The sequence below is a fragment of the Novipirellula herctigrandis genome (assembly GCA_007859835.1).
GTDB lineage: Bacteria > Planctomycetota > Planctomycetia > Pirellulales > Pirellulaceae > Novipirellula_A > Novipirellula_A herctigrandis.
In genome coordinates, this window is sequence record SJPJ01000001.1 from 3,644,730 (window position 1) to 3,660,691 (window position 15,962).

Consider the following 15,962-nt stretch of genomic DNA (forward strand, 5'->3'; position numbering starts at 1 on the left):
TACCCTCAGCGCCGGACACGATGGCATTACCCAGGATTGCCAATGCCACCGAAAAAACAACTGCCAACGCAGGGCAACGACGCACGATTAACTTCGTAAGAAGCGAAATGGACCCGATTTCGTAATACCCCAAAGCGTCAGAACACGTGAGAGCCTTAACCAAAGCTCGGGCATTTACGTCGCGATTGTGAGATAAAGAAATGATATGGATCATTCTGGCATGAAGCACGTCCACTTATGATCTCCCGCTATTACTCGTTGGCCCATGAAGCAAGAATGATCAGCATCAACTTCCAAGGTTGATGAACGAATTTCACTTGCCGTGTCGGGTTAGACAAAACCGAGACGATCATGGTTGAGGGGCGGAATGTAAACCTGCGTGGGCAAGCCTGTGAGCGATTGCTACTTAATTATTTTCAAAATAGTAATCGTACCAGCCTTGCTCACGTGTTTTCTGGCCGGAGGGAAGTCCTGACGGGGTCAACTCGCTGGACCACGCTTGCAACTCTTCGTGCAGCGATCGCCGAAGTTCAGGATGCCGTTCAATCAAATTGACATGTTCATGTCGATCGCTTTCGAGGTCAAACAGATACCGCTGACCGGCACCGACATAGATGTATTTCCACTTGCCACGACGGATCGCGGCTTGGTCCCAAAAACGAAAGTACAGGCTGCGAGTGGATGGTGTCTGGATGCTGTTGAAACGAGGGAAGATGTTAATGCCATCCAACTCAACGGCCGCTTGCTCCACATCACCTCCCGCCAAATGCAGGACGCTTGGAGCGATATCAAGTGTGCTAACGGGATACTCGTAGGTTGTGTTGCTGGGCAAATGACTTGGCAAACTCCAGATCATTGGAACTCGAATTCCACCTTCGGATAACATGCCCTTCTCACCGATCCATGGATCATTGAGCGATCCGTCCCAGCCGCCCGCATCACGGTTAATCGGAGAGTCAGGTTTGGTCATTTTAAGAGGAGCACCGTTGTCGCTGGTCATCACGATCAGTGTGTTGTCGAGTTGCCCGTGTTCCTTGAGTCTTTCCACGATGCGACCAACTCCGTCATCCATGGCAGCAATCATAGCCAGAGCGTAGCGCCGTCGCTCCGGCATCTTACCGGGGAACCGATCGAGGTACTTCTTTGTTGCTTCCAGCGGTGTGTGGGGACCGTAGTAGTTCAGCTGCAAGTAGAACGGTTCGTTGTGGTTGCGATCGATGAAGCTGACGGCGGCTTCGGTTTGAACGTCGATGCGAAAGTCGTTGTTGGCAATTTGCTTCATTTGCGGAAGTAGATCATGGCTCCCTAGTTCGTAGTTGATCCGGTAGTTCCGCATCTCGCCCCAGAAGTATTCATCGAATCCCTGCTGAGCGGGCGAGTAAGGGCGAATCTTGCTCCATGGAATTTGGACTTGCCTTCGAGGTTTGTCAGCCATCTCCGGAAGCTCTCGCTTCATCCAGTCAACGCACAGGACGTTCGGTTCCAAGTGCCACTTGCCCACAAAGCCAGTTCGATAGCCAAGCGGTTTCAGTCGCTCGGCAATCGTCACGGCTTCGCCGGACAGCGGCATGTCCGGAATCGTATCAATGCCAAAACGCTGTTGATGGCGTCCAGTCATCAGGCCTGACCGTGAAGGGCTGCACTGCGGTGATGTCACATAGCCTGCGGTACAACGCACACCACGACCAGCCAACGCATCGACATGAGGCGTCCGAATGTCATCAACTTCGCCTTGGCAACTCAGGTCAGCCCAGCCTTGGTCATCCGCAAGAATCACAATAACGTTAGGCTTTGTCGCTGGAATCACAGCTTGTGCGGTACGGTCACCGATGACAAAGTGTCCCAGCTGATCTTTGTTTGTGGTGCTCCGAATCATCCACACCGCACCGGGACGAGTCTGCTGAGATTTTCGTGCCCCCGATTCAATCAGTCCGTATGACTTTGGATTACCATCACGGTCCATCCAGAAAAGTTCGACTTGCGCTCTCTGTTTGTTGGTAAAGAAAACGGGAAACGGATTGCCGTCCGGTTCGGAAGCCGGAGCCGATTTGGCCGCAGCGGGTTGCCATGTCAGCTTCGCAAGTGATTCGACGGTGGGCTCGACACGCGGTGCGAATTCCTTCGGTGCTGTTGCTCGAAACTCCGCGATCCTCTCCGTGGAAGCAGCATCGGACGCTAGATTATTCCATTCAAATGGATCCGCTTTAATGTCATACAGCTCTTCACTGCCGTCAGCGTAGTGGATGTAGCGATGATTGTGTCCGCTAACGGCATAGCTACCCGGCGTGGACAAGTACGTCACCGAGTTATGCGGCCATTTCGTAGTGGACGTGGCTATACGTCCTGTTTGTTGCTTGGCCGCTTGTTGCTTGGCCGGTTGTTGATTGAGATGAGTGGAGGGACCTTTTGCAGGATCCACTACGGGGCTTCGCAACAGCGGCAACAAGCTGGGGCCATCGTTGTTGTTCTTCGCGGGAAGTTTGCATAGATCGAGCAACGTGGGATAGAGGCTAAGCAAGTTCACCGGTGCATTGCAGACACTGCCAGCGGTCGTGCCGGAAGGAAGTGAATCGCTTATCGACTCGGGAACACGTATCATTAACGGCACACGTGTTACCGCTCGCCACGGCGTGTACTTCTGCCAGTGTTCTTTTTCGCCCAGTTGCCAACCATGATCCGACCAGAGGACGACGATTGTGTTCTTAGCATTCGGGCCCGAATCAAGCGAGTCTAAGACGCGGCCCAGCATCGCGTCCGCAAAATGAATGGAAGCAAGGTAGCCTTGGACACCCTGCTTCCATTGGCCCTGTTCTTGAATATGAGCGAAGTAACGGTTTCGTGCAGCCTTGGCACCGATCTTCGGTACATCATCCAAATCGTTCTCTTTGTAACCGGGTGGCAACTGAATGCTGTCGAGCGGAAATGGTTGGTAGTACTTCTTCGGCACGAACCAAGGTTCATGAGGCCGATAGATGCCGCAGGCAAGAAAAAAAGGCTTGTCATGTTGTTGACCAAGTTGCTTGCCGATCCATTGACTGACTGACCAATCACCGCCAAACTCTTCGTCGGTCACATCCAGCGCCGCCCAATCGGTTTCAACATACTGCCATGGACCTCCGCGTTTTAGATTGACCGGTCGCTGGGAAGGATAGAATGTTTGCGGCAACGGATTCTCAGACGCAGCCTTGGGGAAATACGCGTCCCACGATTGCCTATCAATGAAGTAATGCAGCAGCTTGCCGGAACCGGCAGCGTGGTAACCATGGTTGCGAAAGTACTGCGGGATGATCACATCATCAGGCATCACCTCACGCATCTTCTGGCGGTTGTCGTACATGCCACTTCGGTGAGGCGCCCGTCCGGTGAAGATGGCCGACCGACACGGATTGCAGGCTGGTGCCGGACAATGGGCGTTCACGAACAACACGCCACTGGCCGCCAGCCGATCCAGATTCGGAGTGATCGTCTGCGGATGCCCGCCCATGCAACCGATCCAGTCATTCAGGTCATCCATGGCGATGAACAAAACGTTGGTCTGGGACGATTCGGCAACGGCGGGCGTCGCCGAAACCATCCCGCCGACTAAAACGAATGCGATGACTGCGATAAGTTTCATTTGATTTTCACTGTAGTGGATCTGGCGAAACATTTTTCCCAAGGTACCAGATTTGAAAGGGGACCGTTGGCGAGCTCAAGTCCCGTTGAACGGTTGGACTTCGTCCGGTCCCGGGTTCGCGTAGAGTGGGTCTTTGGCGCGAATGTAGACTTCGCCGTTATCAAAAACGCGAATATCGAGTAGTACGATCGTGACGCCTCGTAGTTGCTCGAACGTGAGGCTGGGGCGTCTGCCGACGCTGCCGTCAGCGGTGAGCTTCATCTTGTTTCTGTCGCGCGACGACAGGCATCGATGCTGCCGTCGCATCGTTTGCTTTTACTTTTACTTTTACTTTTACTTCAGCAATTCAAAATCGTTCATGACCCAGGTCTTTTCGATGTAACCTTCCAGTGGACCATAAAAACGGAAGACGACAAAAAAACCTTTGTCAGGATCGGTCTTGATGAAGTTCTTCTCTTTGCCCTTGGGAGCCTTTTTCCCGAAATAGATATCGACCGAACCATCCGAATTTGTGTCTACCCCGCGGGTGCTGCTGACCGTGATGTTGCCGCCCGGCACGTCGCCCTTGTAATCCGGTGGCAGGACGAGGTACTTGCGGCCCTTACCCTTATCGGGCCCGGTGGGGCCGAAGTCGAAGACGAACTTGAAGTTGTGATCGTCGAAGGGGCCAATCACGCCTAGCGGCACCTCGATGACCGTTGGCCGATCCGCTTTAAGATCGACTACGATAAAGGCATACAGGCTCTCAGTGTTCCCGGTCAGGAAAAGCGCCTTGGAGTCCAGCCGGTTGGCGGTCAGGAAGACGTCCGAGCAATCGCGCACGCCGTAATCTCGGACCACCCCCTTCAACAAGCCGTGCATGGAAAGGGCAGGGTACATGTCCAGGTACAACTGGGTGGCGCGCTGCAGGTCCAGTTCGTCGTAAACCTTCTGCACGGTTTCATTGGTTGGATAGCCGCCTGGAAACTCTAGATTTCCGAATCGGGTTTGCATCGTTTCGTCGGCTGGCTTGAAGTCTTCCGATGTTTGTTTGGCTTCCGCACCAGCAGACTCAAAAAGATTCCCAGAACTTTCGGTGCTTCCCTCGACTCTGGTTCCTTGCGCCAGACGGGTTGTAACCAGACTCATCGTGATCAGTGCGGCCAAAAAAGATTGGGAGAGAGTTTTCGTATTCATTTGCTTCTCTGAATGGTGCCGATATGTTTCACCCCGCGTATGAATCAATTCGCCTAGTCAAACGGAAAAAGATCTTTGTCAAGCTTGGCCAACTGTTTCTTGATCGTCTTCACCAAGTCACTGGTGGTCCGCTGACCAACGGCGGCCATTTCATCGGCTCGTTCGAATTCGGCGAGATCGAATGCGGTAACGTCTGGCTCGATCACAAAATCCGCCGGCTGAACTCCGACCGAGTTCATGTTAAAGCTCTGCACGAGATGACCGCGCATGATGACCTTCAGTACTGACGGAGCTTTTTGCTTTTGCGGTGTTTGACCTGCTCGGATTCCGACAAAATCCCGCTCCAATTTTGCCGTCACACTGGAGGCCATGACGAAGTTACAACCCTTGCTGACCAAAACATCCGCGGGGATGTTATTGACCAAACCTCCATCGACTAAGGCTTCACCGTCGCCCATGATCGGTGACGACAGCCCCGGCAAATTAATGCTCTCCAAAATACCGCGAGTCGCATCACCCGCCTCTCGAACAACGGGGCCACCGCTCACGAGGTCGACGGTCACCGTCAACATCGGGATTGGCAACTGCTCCAATCGGGCTTCCCCCAGATACTTTCGCAGCATCGGATCGAATTTGCCGCGTCGGTATTTGTAAACCAAATACCAATATCCGCCGCCGGGCAACATGCGAAAGAACCAGGGCAAAGTCAGGTCTCGCTTGAAACTCTGAATCGTGTACTCAACATCCATCCCCGACGCATAGAGAGTTCCGGTCATCGCACCAGCGCTTGCACCAGCGCTCGTACCAGCGCTCGTACCAGCGCTCGCACCAGCGCTCGTACCGGCGATCAAGTCAACGTAGATGCCATGCTCCTCAAGCTCCTTGAGCACACCCAAATGAGCCATCCCACGGGCAGCGCCGCCTAAGGCAATCCCGATCTCAACGCCGCGAAGGAAATGAATGATTCGCTCAAATCCTCGCTGGAGTTGTCGCCCTTGATGCTCTGCTGGTTCGGAAAGGGAGAGTTTAAAATCGCGTCGAACAAGATTGGAAAGTTCGGGCAGGTAAGGGGGAATGGTTGTTTCGCCATCGAGCAGCCACACGAGGCAAATTTTGTCCCGCTACCCAGGAACCTTGTCGAGTAAGACCTTTAAAATTGGCAGCGCTGCGCCGACATCATTGGGCCCGACGCACCACAGAATTGTATCGGCAAAGCTTAATAGTCGAACAAAATGATCCAATTCCTGATTGGCATCCAGGTCGATGAAGACTCGTCCGAGATTCGCCCACTCATTCAACTGCGATTGACGTTGTTGTTCACTAATTAGCTGTCCCTTTTCGAACAGCAATCGGTATGGAACACCTTCGACCGGTTGCCAATTGGGATCATCTCCGACGACGCAAGGCGTGTTCTCGATTTGCATCAGACGCCGCACCAATCGTGGTGTTAACGGGCGACTCGCCGCCGATTGATGCACGACCCCGATCGCAGAGGGCTGACTTTTCGTGCGATCGACCATCGCCATTTGACGTACCAAGTCCCCAGCGAGCCGATAGAGATTCATCTGCAAATCCGGGTGCTTGCTCATCAGCTCCAGCAATGGTTCAATTCCAAGCCGGACGCCTGTCGTGGGTTCGGTGGCCACCAGATTGGTATTCACCTGATCGGGCTGTGCGATTGAAAACAAGCCGAATACCGAACCTCGGGTGAGTGACTTCTCGAGCACTTGGTTCCCAAAAAGATCGATCACGGTGGCAAGAAGACGGCTACTGACAACAAAGAAGACCGCAGTCAGTTTTTCGTTGGCACGGTGAACGATATCATCCGCCTGGAGCTGCACGTATTCCCCGGCATTGGCAATGTCTTCGATTGCCGCTTCGCTCAAGCCTTTCGTCCACGGCAAGCGTTTCAGCTGGGCAGTGATTCGTTCGTTGCAGGGCTTGGCATTCAAATTCGTCACGATGTCTCTTCAGTTTGTTCACAACTTGTGCAATGGACTGACAGGATGTTCATGTGCAGCTGATAGAGGCTGTTGAGCACACCCATTAGCGCCGCTTGGTCGCGAATCTGGCCAGTTAGGGTGGTGACCGGATTCTGATCGTCTCGCAGCGCAGTTGTGATGTGCATTCCCCCCAGCCGCCCCGACCAGCTCTCGTCCAGTGAGCCCTCAACTGCGATTCGATAGCGAGCCGGTTTCCCAGGGTTTGGCAGCGACCCGTTCTTTTCGGACATGGCAAGGATCTCTGTCTTGCGAGTTGCTATGTCGTGAATTACTGCTCCAATTTTCTACAGTCCTAAAAGAAGGGCATCGCTAACGATTAGGGACAAGTTGGTGATTCCAGGCGGGGACTTGACGCGACAGTCTTCGTGGATTCTGGGCGCGGTATCATCGGCCATTGTCAAAACCAAGTGGCGGGCGAAATGCAGGGGTTCCTTTGGATGCCGGAAACGGGTGAAATGGAAACGATCACGAGTCCCGAAGGTCAGGACGCGTCCAAGCATCAATTGGCCCCTCAAACTGCGTCGGACGATGAAGCGTCGATGGAGCCGACGCGGTTTTAGATACTGCATATTGTGCGGTCGATGTATCGAAACGAGAGTTCGATAATAACGCCGAAATCCCGCCAGATCGGGCCTTGGGGGCTATCCAAAAAACGATGGTTTTGACGTTCTTCGGTGCTTTGAATATCGAGATGAGTTCTCGGATAGCCAGTTAACGGGAAAAAGACCATCGGCAACGAATACCACAGCCAGTGCGTGAAAAAGGGACGTTTGTTTGCTTTAGTTGAAGTATTCCTTAAGTCCTTCCAGCACGTGGGCTGCGGCAATCGAGGCCAGGATCATGCCCATAACGCGACTCACGATACTCGCTCCCCCGCTCCCAATGATTCGCGAGATCGTTCCTGCAATTAACATCATTCCAAAAGCGCATAGCACAACCAGCAACATAATCACCGCAGTTGAAGCCTGATCAAGCAAGGTGTGCGCTTCGTTTTCCGTGAGCAAGACCACCGCCATCATGGCCCCCGGTGACGCAATGGACGGTGTCGCCAAGGGAAACACAGCTGTGTCTTGAACGCTTCGCACCAACTTTGCCTCTCCCTCCGGCTTGCTTTCTCCAAAAATCATGGTCAAAGCGAAAAGGAAAAGAACAATGCCGCCAGCAATTTGAAACGCCGCAAGAGGAACGCTCATCGCGCGCAACATCGGCTCGCCGGCGGCAATGAAGAACAGCAAAATCAGGGCGGCCGTGACCGAAGCGATTAACGCAATCTTGCGCCGTTCCAAGGGCGTTCGGTCCGAAGTCGCCGAAATAAAAACCGGAATCGTCCCGATTGGGTCGATTACCGCCCATAACAATACGAACTTGCTAAACGATTCCTGTATTATTTCCAATCTTAGTCTCGCTAAAAATTGAACCCGTGAAACTGGCCAACCCGAATAACGGGTTCTACACTGTTTAGCTGACAAACGTTTCTCTTCACGATTGTTTTACAGTGTCATCAAACCCGTTCACAGTGGGCAGCGTGCCTGCCTTTGCCTACGAGAGCTGAAATGAATCAAGACAAGAACTACCCTGGCCGGTTTCCTTGGTTGCATGAGAAGGGAACGTTTCTTTTGATTCTTGGACCCGTGCTACTGCTGATCGGCGTCAGTGTTTTCAGTTGGTACCTCGATTATCGAATCGATCAGGTCGAGGACAAAATGCAGTATGTTCCGCCGCGCAGCTATCAGCCGCCAAATCTTGAGAATTATACTGCGGGAGATATCGACGTCGACAAACTGCGGGTCCGGCAACTGGTTTATGTGCCGGTATATTCGCATGTCTATTACCAAGGCGGTGCGCCTTACTCACTGGAAACCACGCTCAGTATTCGGAATATCAATCCAGACCAGGTCATTTATTTAACGACCGTCCAGTATTTCGACACCAACGGGAAACTGGTCAAAACTCATCTAGATCAGATGATCAAGCTGAGCCCATTGCAAACAATTGAATTCCTCGTGGAGCGTCGGGACTCCACCGGCGGATCGGGCGCAAATTTCATTGTCCAATGGCTGAGTGAACGCGAGACCGACAAACCGCTGGTAGAAGCAGTGATGGTAGGCACATCGGGCACCCAGGGAATTTGCTTCTCACGGATGGGCATTGAAATATCGAGCACCAGTGACGGCGACCAAACCGAGTAGCAGAACCACAAAATTTCTTGCTCAAGTCTGTGGCGATGTGCCAGTTGTTTACGAACTGAATGGGCGACACCACACGAATCAGATTGACAGTTTGCCTTTGTCAAATCACAACGGTTCAGAAACTACGATGATTCGGAATCTGGACTTGCCTGCTGCATGTTAGGTGCAGTGAAAATACCGAGCCCTTCTGGCTTGGCATTTTCTCCCGCACCGTATTCCTCGGCAATTCGCTTGAGTTCAGCATTGGCTGAGTCAGGATAGATCGGCCGTTCTGACTGGCCAGGCATCGTATCGATTTCCAGAGTACGCGTTGGAAAAGCAAATGCGATATCAAGCGACGCAGCCAAACGAACGATCTCCAACAAAATCCGATGACGTTGCAACCACTCCTCGGCCCGCCCAGGAACTTTCACAAAAAAGTAAAGCAAGATGTTGTGGCCATCAGGACCAAAGTCATTCAGGTAGACGTCGAACTGGTCCTTACGCGTCGTTGGATTGGTCTGAATGATCTTTTTGATTCCTTCCAGAAATGCTTCGATGCGATTGGGCGGCGTATCATAACGGATCGTCAGCAGGGTATTGGTTCGTCGAAACACGCGCGTTCCCCGTATTGTCAATCGTCGCAGAAACACACTTGGAATTCGGGATTGCAACGATCGAATCATAAAACGCCCGAATTTGTATACTGCGAAAATCGATTCCGACGACCGTTCCTTCATTGCCTTCAATGTTGACGACATCACCAATTTCGTATGGGCGTGAGATCAAGATGGCAAACGAGGCCATCATGTTTGAAAGCGTTTGCTGCGCAGCAAACGAAATTGCAAAACCACCCACGCCCAAGCCGGTTATCACTGAATAGGCGGGCAAACCAATCAGTTGCGCCGTGTAGACGATGATTGCAACCACGGCAATCAACCCGACTAGCCGGCTGAACAAACGGATCAGTTGGCTTGCAGCACATTTGGACGCAAGTATCCGGCTCCAAATCATGACTTCCCCGATTCCCAGAATAAGCAGCATGGTCATTCGGCAAATGAAATATGCGATTGCTACCGTAAGGACCAATAACGTGATCTCCCGTACCGTCCCGGTAATATTCAGATAGTCGTCAATAAGTCGGTAAGCGATGCCGGCAAGCATCGTGCAGGCCAACAAAAACAGAGTGGTCCAACCCGAAGAGGTTTTATTGATCGGTTGTTCATCTTCGAGTTCAGGCTCCTGTTGCCTACGTTGGTCCAGAGCTCTGCCAATCTTGATCAATACCACGCAAACGATGAAAATCAGCGCTAGTGTCATCACCAGTGCCAGCCATTGCCAGATCGCTTGGCCAGCGTATTCACGTTGGGTCCAATCTGGGATTCTTTATTCCCACGTCAGATCCAAACCTGATCCAGGCGTCAACTGGTATGCTGCAAAGATATTTCTCGTAGCACCTTCCTTGTAGGGAAGGTTTTTCACTCGCTCGTAGAAACCTGGAATTCTCCGAACGGTTTCTTCAGCAAAAAGATATTCGCCGCGCCGCGGACCCTCGTTGACCCGACCAATTCGGAATTCAGTGTTGGGGATGGTCCAAAATTCGAGTGGGCTCTTTTCATCTTTAGCCCTTTGCTCAATCTCTTCATCCGCCGGTATTTCTTCAAGTGAAGGTAGCTCAACCCGATCGAGATTTTCCTTGAGCATCAACGACGACTCAAATCCACGATTCTGACCAAGCTCAGGCGACGTATTTCCTAGGTTCAGGCAACGAAATGCTTGTTGCATTAGAAATTTGTTTCCACTGCCGGACGGTTTTCGCCCGCAATGCGATAGGCCTTCTTCTCAGCGATACCATCCGCATGCACCGCGCGCTAAGAAAAGCGAAGGCACAGGCCGATCTCCATGTTTATGAAGGTCAGTCACATGGCGACTATATATCCGCAACTTTGGCCGATGCTCCCGAATCACGCGATGCGCAAAAGGAGGTTGCTCGGTTTTTCGACAAACATCTTGCTCGATAGGAATGCACCCTTAATTACCACGACCGATGCGTCGCGAATATCCTAACCGTGCGAGCCCAAGTACGGCATATTCGGTTGCTTCAACGGTGTCAAATGCAGCTCATATGTCCTGATGAACTGTACGTATTCATCGGCCTGCAGAAATTCATCGGCCTGCAGAAATAGTCTTCGACGGGTGCGTTAACATCTCTTCCTGCCCGGATGCCTTGAAGGCCGGATACAGTGGTCAACAACCGAAGCGTTTCTATTGTGGCCGTATCACAGTCTGCCACGGAAAATCAGTAACCACGGTATTTCACCACAAGTCGTGAGTTTTGCGGCTTACGCTTGCAGCATCGCACACGGAACAAATTGCCTAAAACCTGGTTCCAATCGAACAGAGATCCGTCAAGTTTACACGTCGTCCGTGCCGCTCCACATTTGATGTCGCGATCAGGAACTTCAATTCCCTGAGATAGAAACACTGATGCTTGCCCAAGTGAGCGCATCGTAACTTCAGTGTTTTCTTTCTGGGTTCGTGCAAAAGTTGACGGGAATTGTTCGCGCACCGAGGTGATTTGGTACTTGTTGACATTTCCGTCCAGTCCCAGGAGTTGCTGTAACGTGAGCGTACGGTGAAGTGCATCTTGCGGGGTGGCTTAGATTGGAGGAATTTGTTTCCTTTCGTTTGGGAGTCTAATGATGGCACGCTTGCAGTGGTCGGTAGAGAAGGAAGAGTTTTAGCGGTTGGTCGTGGATACGCACGCGGCCAGTGGATTGTCGGCGCGGGTGTTTTGTCGGCGAGGGTGTTCTCCGAAGCTTCGTTCTATTTTTGGCGGCGAGAATTGGCCGATCGGGACGGCTAGGCGGATGCCGAGTCTGGTTCGCCAGCGATGGTTTCGTTTCTGTTTGGCGCGACAAATCCATTTGGATTATTCACAAAATGACTCTGCAAGGTTCGTTTGGGGAAAAGTAAGGGACGGGAAAAAGTAAGGGGACGCAGTTCATTAATCGAAGCAAATGACCTGTGTCCGTCGCGCGACCGCGCAGAACGCCCCCGCTATTGACCGTGTCTAAGTTTTCGTGGCTCAAGAACGCCGACTAGGCCTTTCTGCGCGGCGACGAAGGCGCAGGATTCCACACTCAGTGTCAGTGGTGCCGTTGACCCTACTTCAACAGACCAAGTTCCTCGGCCTTGACAACTGCTTGCCGTCGGTTGCTGACGTGCAGCTTTTCGAAGATATGTTTCACGTGCGTCCTGACCGTCCACACCGAAATCGAGAGTGCCTTGGCGATTTCCTTGTCATAAAGCCGCTCGGCCAGCAGTTGCAGTGTTTCAAGTTCCCGATTAGTCAACGGCTCAACATAAGAATCTGTGCCCGACGTTGCCTCCGCGCCGGCAGGAACCGATGGCACGACGGCAGCGTTCGTCCTCGCCTGGCCCGATGACTTGGACACCTCTGCCTTCGGGATTTCCGGAATGGCGTCCATTAGGCGATCGACGAATTCAATTGAGACGTTTTCCAGGGGTGCCCGCTGGAGCAGGCTAGCCATCGGCTGGCCCAACTCGACGAAGGGCCGGACCCATCCTCCCTTTTCGGCGAGTGCCAGCGCCTCGTCAAGTGCGTCAAACGCGTCTTCGGTTAGTCCTTGCCTGTCCAGTGCGACGGACTGCAGCACGGCAGCCTCAATCGTCTGGCAGGTGAATCGACAAGACTCACTCACTGCACGAATCGCTTCCAGGGATTGAATCGCTCTTGCTAAATCTCGCTTCGATCCAGCGGTGATCAAGACTCTCGCTTGAGTCATCGGTGGGGCTTCTAACCAGAGGAACAGCGTTGAGGGGATCGCTTCTTCGTTGGCAGAACGAGCCCACTGCAAGGCTTGCGTCGAATCGCCCCGTAACAGTGCAAGACGGGACTGAATTGAGTTGGCCACCGACAGATATTGACGTTCGTTCAAGTCCCGGGTGAATTCCTGCAACAGGTTCACCGTCTCGTCGGCTTCGTCCTCCAATTGTCGAAGTTGTTGACAGAGGGCTAAGCCTGCCAGCGCATCGACGGTCGCCCTGGCTTCCAACACGTATCTCAACTCTGCGGCATCTGCGAAACAACTGGTCGCGGCACCAAGTTCGCCGGCATTCAGGTGACTGCAAGCCTGCAGGTAAGAGGCCCAGGCCTTGGTATTGCGTATGCGGAGTTTACTGGCCACAAGCTGTAGACGTTGTGCGTCAAGTCGAGAGCGACGCAGGTCACCGCAGATCGAATGAATGAAAGCCAAGCCGCCGACAAGACGTGATTTCAGCTGGTTTTGGGAAGGGTCGAGCCGCTCGATCTTCTCTTCCAATCTTTGGACAGCCAATCTCTCTTTCCCCTCCATGCAAAACGCCAGCCCCAGCAACAACTCAGCCTCACCTTCGTAAGGGGTTTTCTCGCCCTTGAGCTTTGACAGTGCCTCGTTGAAGTGCTGCTGACTCAACTCGGCATGCCCTTGCCAATACTCAAGAAAACCGCGGAAGTAGGCGAGTTCTCCCAAGACGGTTGGCTCCACCTTCTGCTCACGCAACAAGACGTCGACCTGCTCGATAATCATCGGAATGCGTGCGACTTGGAATCGACAAATCGCGATCCACGCCTCCGTCATTAGTAACTTAGGTCGCTGTTGTCGGACGTCCGCCGGAAGCATCGCGAGCCAATGCTCCACCGTGTACCAGCGATCAGCTGCGAACTCTTCTCCCCGATATCGCTCGATGATCTCGGCAGCCCGTACAGCATCTTCGGCCGACAACGCATGTTCGATTGCATCGGTGATCAATCCCTGGCATTCGAACCATTCGCTGGCGCGCGAGTTTAAGCTTGCAATATCACTCGGTTGATAAGATCGCTCGAGTTGACGTTTAAGCAGGTCCTGAAATAGATGGTGATAGCGAAACCACTCGTCATGCGAATCCAAGGGGACGACGAACAGATTGGCTAGTTGGACTTGTTGAATGAAGTCCTCACCAGAGATTGTCGCGGCGGGGTCTTCTGCGTCAGTGCAGACGGCCTCGACAAGGGAAATGCAAAAGCGGTTTAACACGGACGTCTGCAACAGGCCTTGTCGCACAGCCGCTGTTTGTCCCCCGAGCACTTGTTCGGAAAGATACTCATAGACCTGCTGAAAGCCACCTTTCAAACCAATGAGAAATGCTTCGGGGGCCGGTTGGTTGCGGAGCACGAGACCGACGAGATGCAGTCCGACAATCCACCCCTCCAACTGCTCCTCCAGGTGGTCCAACGTCGCCTCGTGTACCGATAGATCCGCCATCTGGCGCAGGACAGCCTTCATTTCTGTTTTCGTGAAACGGAGATCATCCTGCCGAATTTCCGTCAACCAGCCACGTGCCTGCAGCGACGCCAAAGACATTGCCGGATCGTGTCGCGTCACCAGGACCAGGTGTAGCGGGCGGGGAGGATACCGCATCAGGGCATCGAGTAATTCATGAATCTCGGCGTTGGAAACGAGGTGGTAATCATCCAGCACCAGAACGAAAGGCTCCGGCACTGAATCCAAATCGTTGCTTAAAGTATCCGCGAGCAGAGACACCGGAGGCAATTGCGCCGCCTCCAGCACAGCACCAGTAGCAGGGCAGGCTTTTGGAAAGCGGACTTGGACTGCGGCTATGAAGTAACTCAGGAACGTCCTCAGTTCGCTGTCGTCTTCATCCAATTGCAGCCAGGCCGGCTGGGTTTCGATGTCCTCCAACCACTGCGTTACCAAGGTCGTTTTTCCATAACCTGCCGGCGCCGACACGACCGTCAGCGGGCGACGAGGATTCCGCTCCAACAGCCCGAGTAGTCGCGGACGAGCGATGAGCCCCCGCGTTTCCACCGGTGGTCGTAGCTTGGTTCGAAGGATCGTCGTCGCGGCGGGCGGATGGTCCATGCTTCTCGAAACACTCGTATTCTATTGTCCCTGACTCAGACACGTCCCCTGTCGGTTCTGACCGCAAGACACACTCTTGGTCGGACCCAACGATCATAACCGAGCCGATCACAATCGGTCTATCCACTGGAGTTAAGTCACAATTCGTGCGACTCGACAGTGTACCAAGCCTTAAAAGAGACGATTCCATCGAGACCGGTACAACTTGGGCTGGCACACAATGCCCCGCCAGTTCGAAACTTGAGAGTCATCACAGGCCATGCTTGGCCAATGGAAAAACACCATATCTGGGGCGTTTTGAGGTCGCGGCCACGTCTGGTCGCACTCTCTTCGCCGCTTCACCGTCTCAAAATCCGAGCTCTTCTTTCCGTCTCAGCGTTTTTTCTCTGCGAACTATCGCACTGCCGATTTTAAAATCCGCTCCATGTCGCCAATGACTCCAGTGCTTTGATGCTGTCGTTTGACCCCACACGCGCGGCCTTCCATGGATGAACCGAAATCCTCATCGGGTGGTTATTGATCCAATGGTGAGTCGTTTGAAAGCTCCATGGTTATCTCAGGGTCAAGAACGATTGCGTCGGTTGAGTTGCTACGAACTCCGCATCACTTCGCTTTGCCGCCCCACTGATAGTAAAAAAGTCAGAGGAATCACTCATCACCTGAAATGGACGAGATAGAAGTAATCGGTCCCCATGAAATGACGCTGAAGGTTTGAAACGGCGAAAGGGGCGGTGTGATGCAGACAACTCGTCGAGCCAGCAAACGAGCGTAACGATACGGCGACCGTGCTGGGGATGCGTGGTCAGCGTCGCGATCGGGATGATCGGCAAGTTGACTTGGAATACGAGTACAGCAAACGCCCCGGCGGTTTGTCGAGTGTAGCTGATCGCCAACGAATCGAGCGGGATCGACATCGCTGAAGACCAAAGTAGATAAATCCATGCTTGCCCTCCCCCTCGCTTCGCTCGACCCCTCCCTTCGGGAGGGGTTCTAAAGCCATTTCCCACAAACACTCGATACGATGAGCGAAGCGAGTCTTCGTCACTCCTCCCAGATCGAGGCGACGCCAAAAACC

General features: G+C 53.1%; 14 protein-coding genes. 2 read left to right on the forward strand and 12 right to left on the reverse strand.

The annotated features are described in order from the left end of the window. Positions 1-406: 406 nt before the first annotated feature. From CA13_RS13410 to CA13_RS13435, 6 genes are all read right to left on the reverse strand, one after another. Positions 407-3,616, reverse strand: coding sequence for a sulfatase-like hydrolase/transferase (locus CA13_RS13410; RefSeq protein ID WP_146397416.1), 3,210 nt, complete (start codon positions 3,614-3,616; stop codon positions 407-409). A gap of 75 nt (positions 3,617-3,691) precedes the next feature. After that, positions 3,692-3,877: a hypothetical protein gene (locus CA13_RS13415; RefSeq protein ID WP_146397418.1), complete on the reverse strand. Its 186-nt coding sequence runs from the start codon at positions 3,875-3,877 to the stop codon at positions 3,692-3,694. Positions 3,878-3,949: 72 nt separating this feature from the next. Then, positions 3,950-4,792, reverse strand: coding sequence for a DUF1254 domain-containing protein (locus CA13_RS13420; protein WP_419194301.1), 843 nt, complete (start codon positions 4,790-4,792; stop codon positions 3,950-3,952). A 53-nt stretch (positions 4,793-4,845) separates the two neighbouring features. Then, positions 4,846-5,895: a patatin-like phospholipase family protein gene (locus tag CA13_RS13425; RefSeq protein WP_146397420.1), complete on the reverse strand. Its 1,050-nt coding sequence runs from the start codon at positions 5,893-5,895 to the stop codon at positions 4,846-4,848. Between the two features lie 18 nt (positions 5,896-5,913). Next, positions 5,914-6,753: a Crp/Fnr family transcriptional regulator gene (locus tag CA13_RS13430; protein ID WP_146397421.1), complete on the reverse strand. Its 840-nt coding sequence runs from the start codon at positions 6,751-6,753 to the stop codon at positions 5,914-5,916. Then, entirely contained in the window at positions 6,750-7,025 is a 276-nt protein-coding gene (locus tag CA13_RS13435; RefSeq protein ID WP_146397423.1) for a hypothetical protein, read from the reverse strand. The genes CA13_RS13430 and CA13_RS13435 overlap by 4 nt, the downstream gene beginning before the upstream one ends. Before the next feature lie 135 nt (positions 7,026-7,160). Between CA13_RS13435 and CA13_RS13440 the strand changes: the two genes are divergently transcribed. Further along, positions 7,161-7,355 (forward strand): hypothetical protein, encoded by a 195-nt coding sequence (locus CA13_RS13440; RefSeq protein WP_146397425.1) that lies wholly within the window; start codon positions 7,161-7,163, stop codon positions 7,353-7,355. 219 nt (positions 7,356-7,574) lie between these two features. Here the strand turns inward: CA13_RS13440 and CA13_RS13445 are convergent, their stop codons facing one another. Next, positions 7,575-8,189, reverse strand: coding sequence for a MarC family protein (locus CA13_RS13445; RefSeq protein ID WP_473087458.1), 615 nt, complete (start codon positions 8,187-8,189; stop codon positions 7,575-7,577). 159 nt (positions 8,190-8,348) lie between these two features. Between CA13_RS13445 and CA13_RS13450 the strand changes: the two genes are divergently transcribed. Then, a complete protein-coding gene (locus CA13_RS13450) occupies positions 8,349-8,984 on the forward strand; it encodes a DUF3124 domain-containing protein (RefSeq protein ID WP_146397427.1) in 636 nt (211 codons plus the stop codon). A 122-nt stretch (positions 8,985-9,106) separates the two neighbouring features. Here CA13_RS13450 and CA13_RS13455 read toward each other — a convergent pair whose 3' ends face one another. The 5 genes from CA13_RS13455 to CA13_RS13480 form a co-directional block, all read right to left on the reverse strand. Then, positions 9,107-9,580, reverse strand: coding sequence for a mechanosensitive ion channel family protein (locus CA13_RS13455; RefSeq protein WP_419194302.1), 474 nt, complete (start codon positions 9,578-9,580; stop codon positions 9,107-9,109). Beyond that, positions 9,540-10,283: a mechanosensitive ion channel family protein gene (locus tag CA13_RS13460; RefSeq protein ID WP_146397431.1), complete on the reverse strand. Its 744-nt coding sequence runs from the start codon at positions 10,281-10,283 to the stop codon at positions 9,540-9,542. The genes CA13_RS13455 and CA13_RS13460 overlap by 41 nt, the downstream gene beginning before the upstream one ends. Positions 10,284-10,349: 66 nt before the next feature. Beyond that, complete coding sequence (locus CA13_RS13465) at positions 10,350-10,667, reverse strand: hypothetical protein (protein WP_146397433.1); 318 nt, start codon at positions 10,665-10,667, stop codon at positions 10,350-10,352. Between the two features lie 1,463 nt (positions 10,668-12,130). Beyond that, the gene (locus CA13_RS13475) at positions 12,131-14,887 is read right to left on the reverse strand and encodes a winged helix-turn-helix domain-containing protein (protein WP_146397436.1); all 2,757 of its coding nucleotides are present in this window, start codon (positions 14,885-14,887) and stop codon (positions 12,131-12,133) included. Positions 14,888-15,438: 551 nt separating this feature from the next. Then, positions 15,439-15,962 (reverse strand): hypothetical protein (locus CA13_RS13480; RefSeq protein WP_419194303.1); only part of this gene is annotated, 524 nt, incomplete at its 5' end.

Bases quoted from the DNA above. Each gene is read 5' to 3' on its own strand.
- CA13_RS13410 (WP_146397416.1), bottom strand. From the start codon at position 3,616: ATGAAACTTATCGCAGTCATCGCATTCGTTTTAGTCGGCGGGATGGTT.
- CA13_RS13415 (WP_146397418.1), bottom strand. From the start codon at position 3,877: ATGAAGCTCACCGCTGACGGCAGCGTCGGCAGACGCCCCAGCCTCACG.
- CA13_RS13420 (WP_419194301.1), bottom strand. From the start codon at position 4,792: ATGAATACGAAAACTCTCTCCCAATCTTTTTTGGCCGCACTGATCACG.
- CA13_RS13435 (WP_146397423.1), bottom strand. From the start codon at position 7,025: ATGTCCGAAAAGAACGGGTCGCTGCCAAACCCTGGGAAACCGGCTCGC.
- CA13_RS13450 (WP_146397427.1), top strand. From the start codon at position 8,349: ATGAATCAAGACAAGAACTACCCTGGCCGGTTTCCTTGGTTGCATGAG.
- CA13_RS13460 (WP_146397431.1), bottom strand. From the start codon at position 10,283: ATGACACTAGCGCTGATTTTCATCGTTTGCGTGGTATTGATCAAGATT.
- CA13_RS13465 (WP_146397433.1), bottom strand. From the start codon at position 10,667: ATGCTCAAGGAAAATCTCGATCGGGTTGAGCTACCTTCACTTGAAGAA.
- CA13_RS13475 (WP_146397436.1), bottom strand. From the start codon at position 14,887: ATGGACCATCCGCCCGCCGCGACGACGATCCTTCGAACCAAGCTACGA.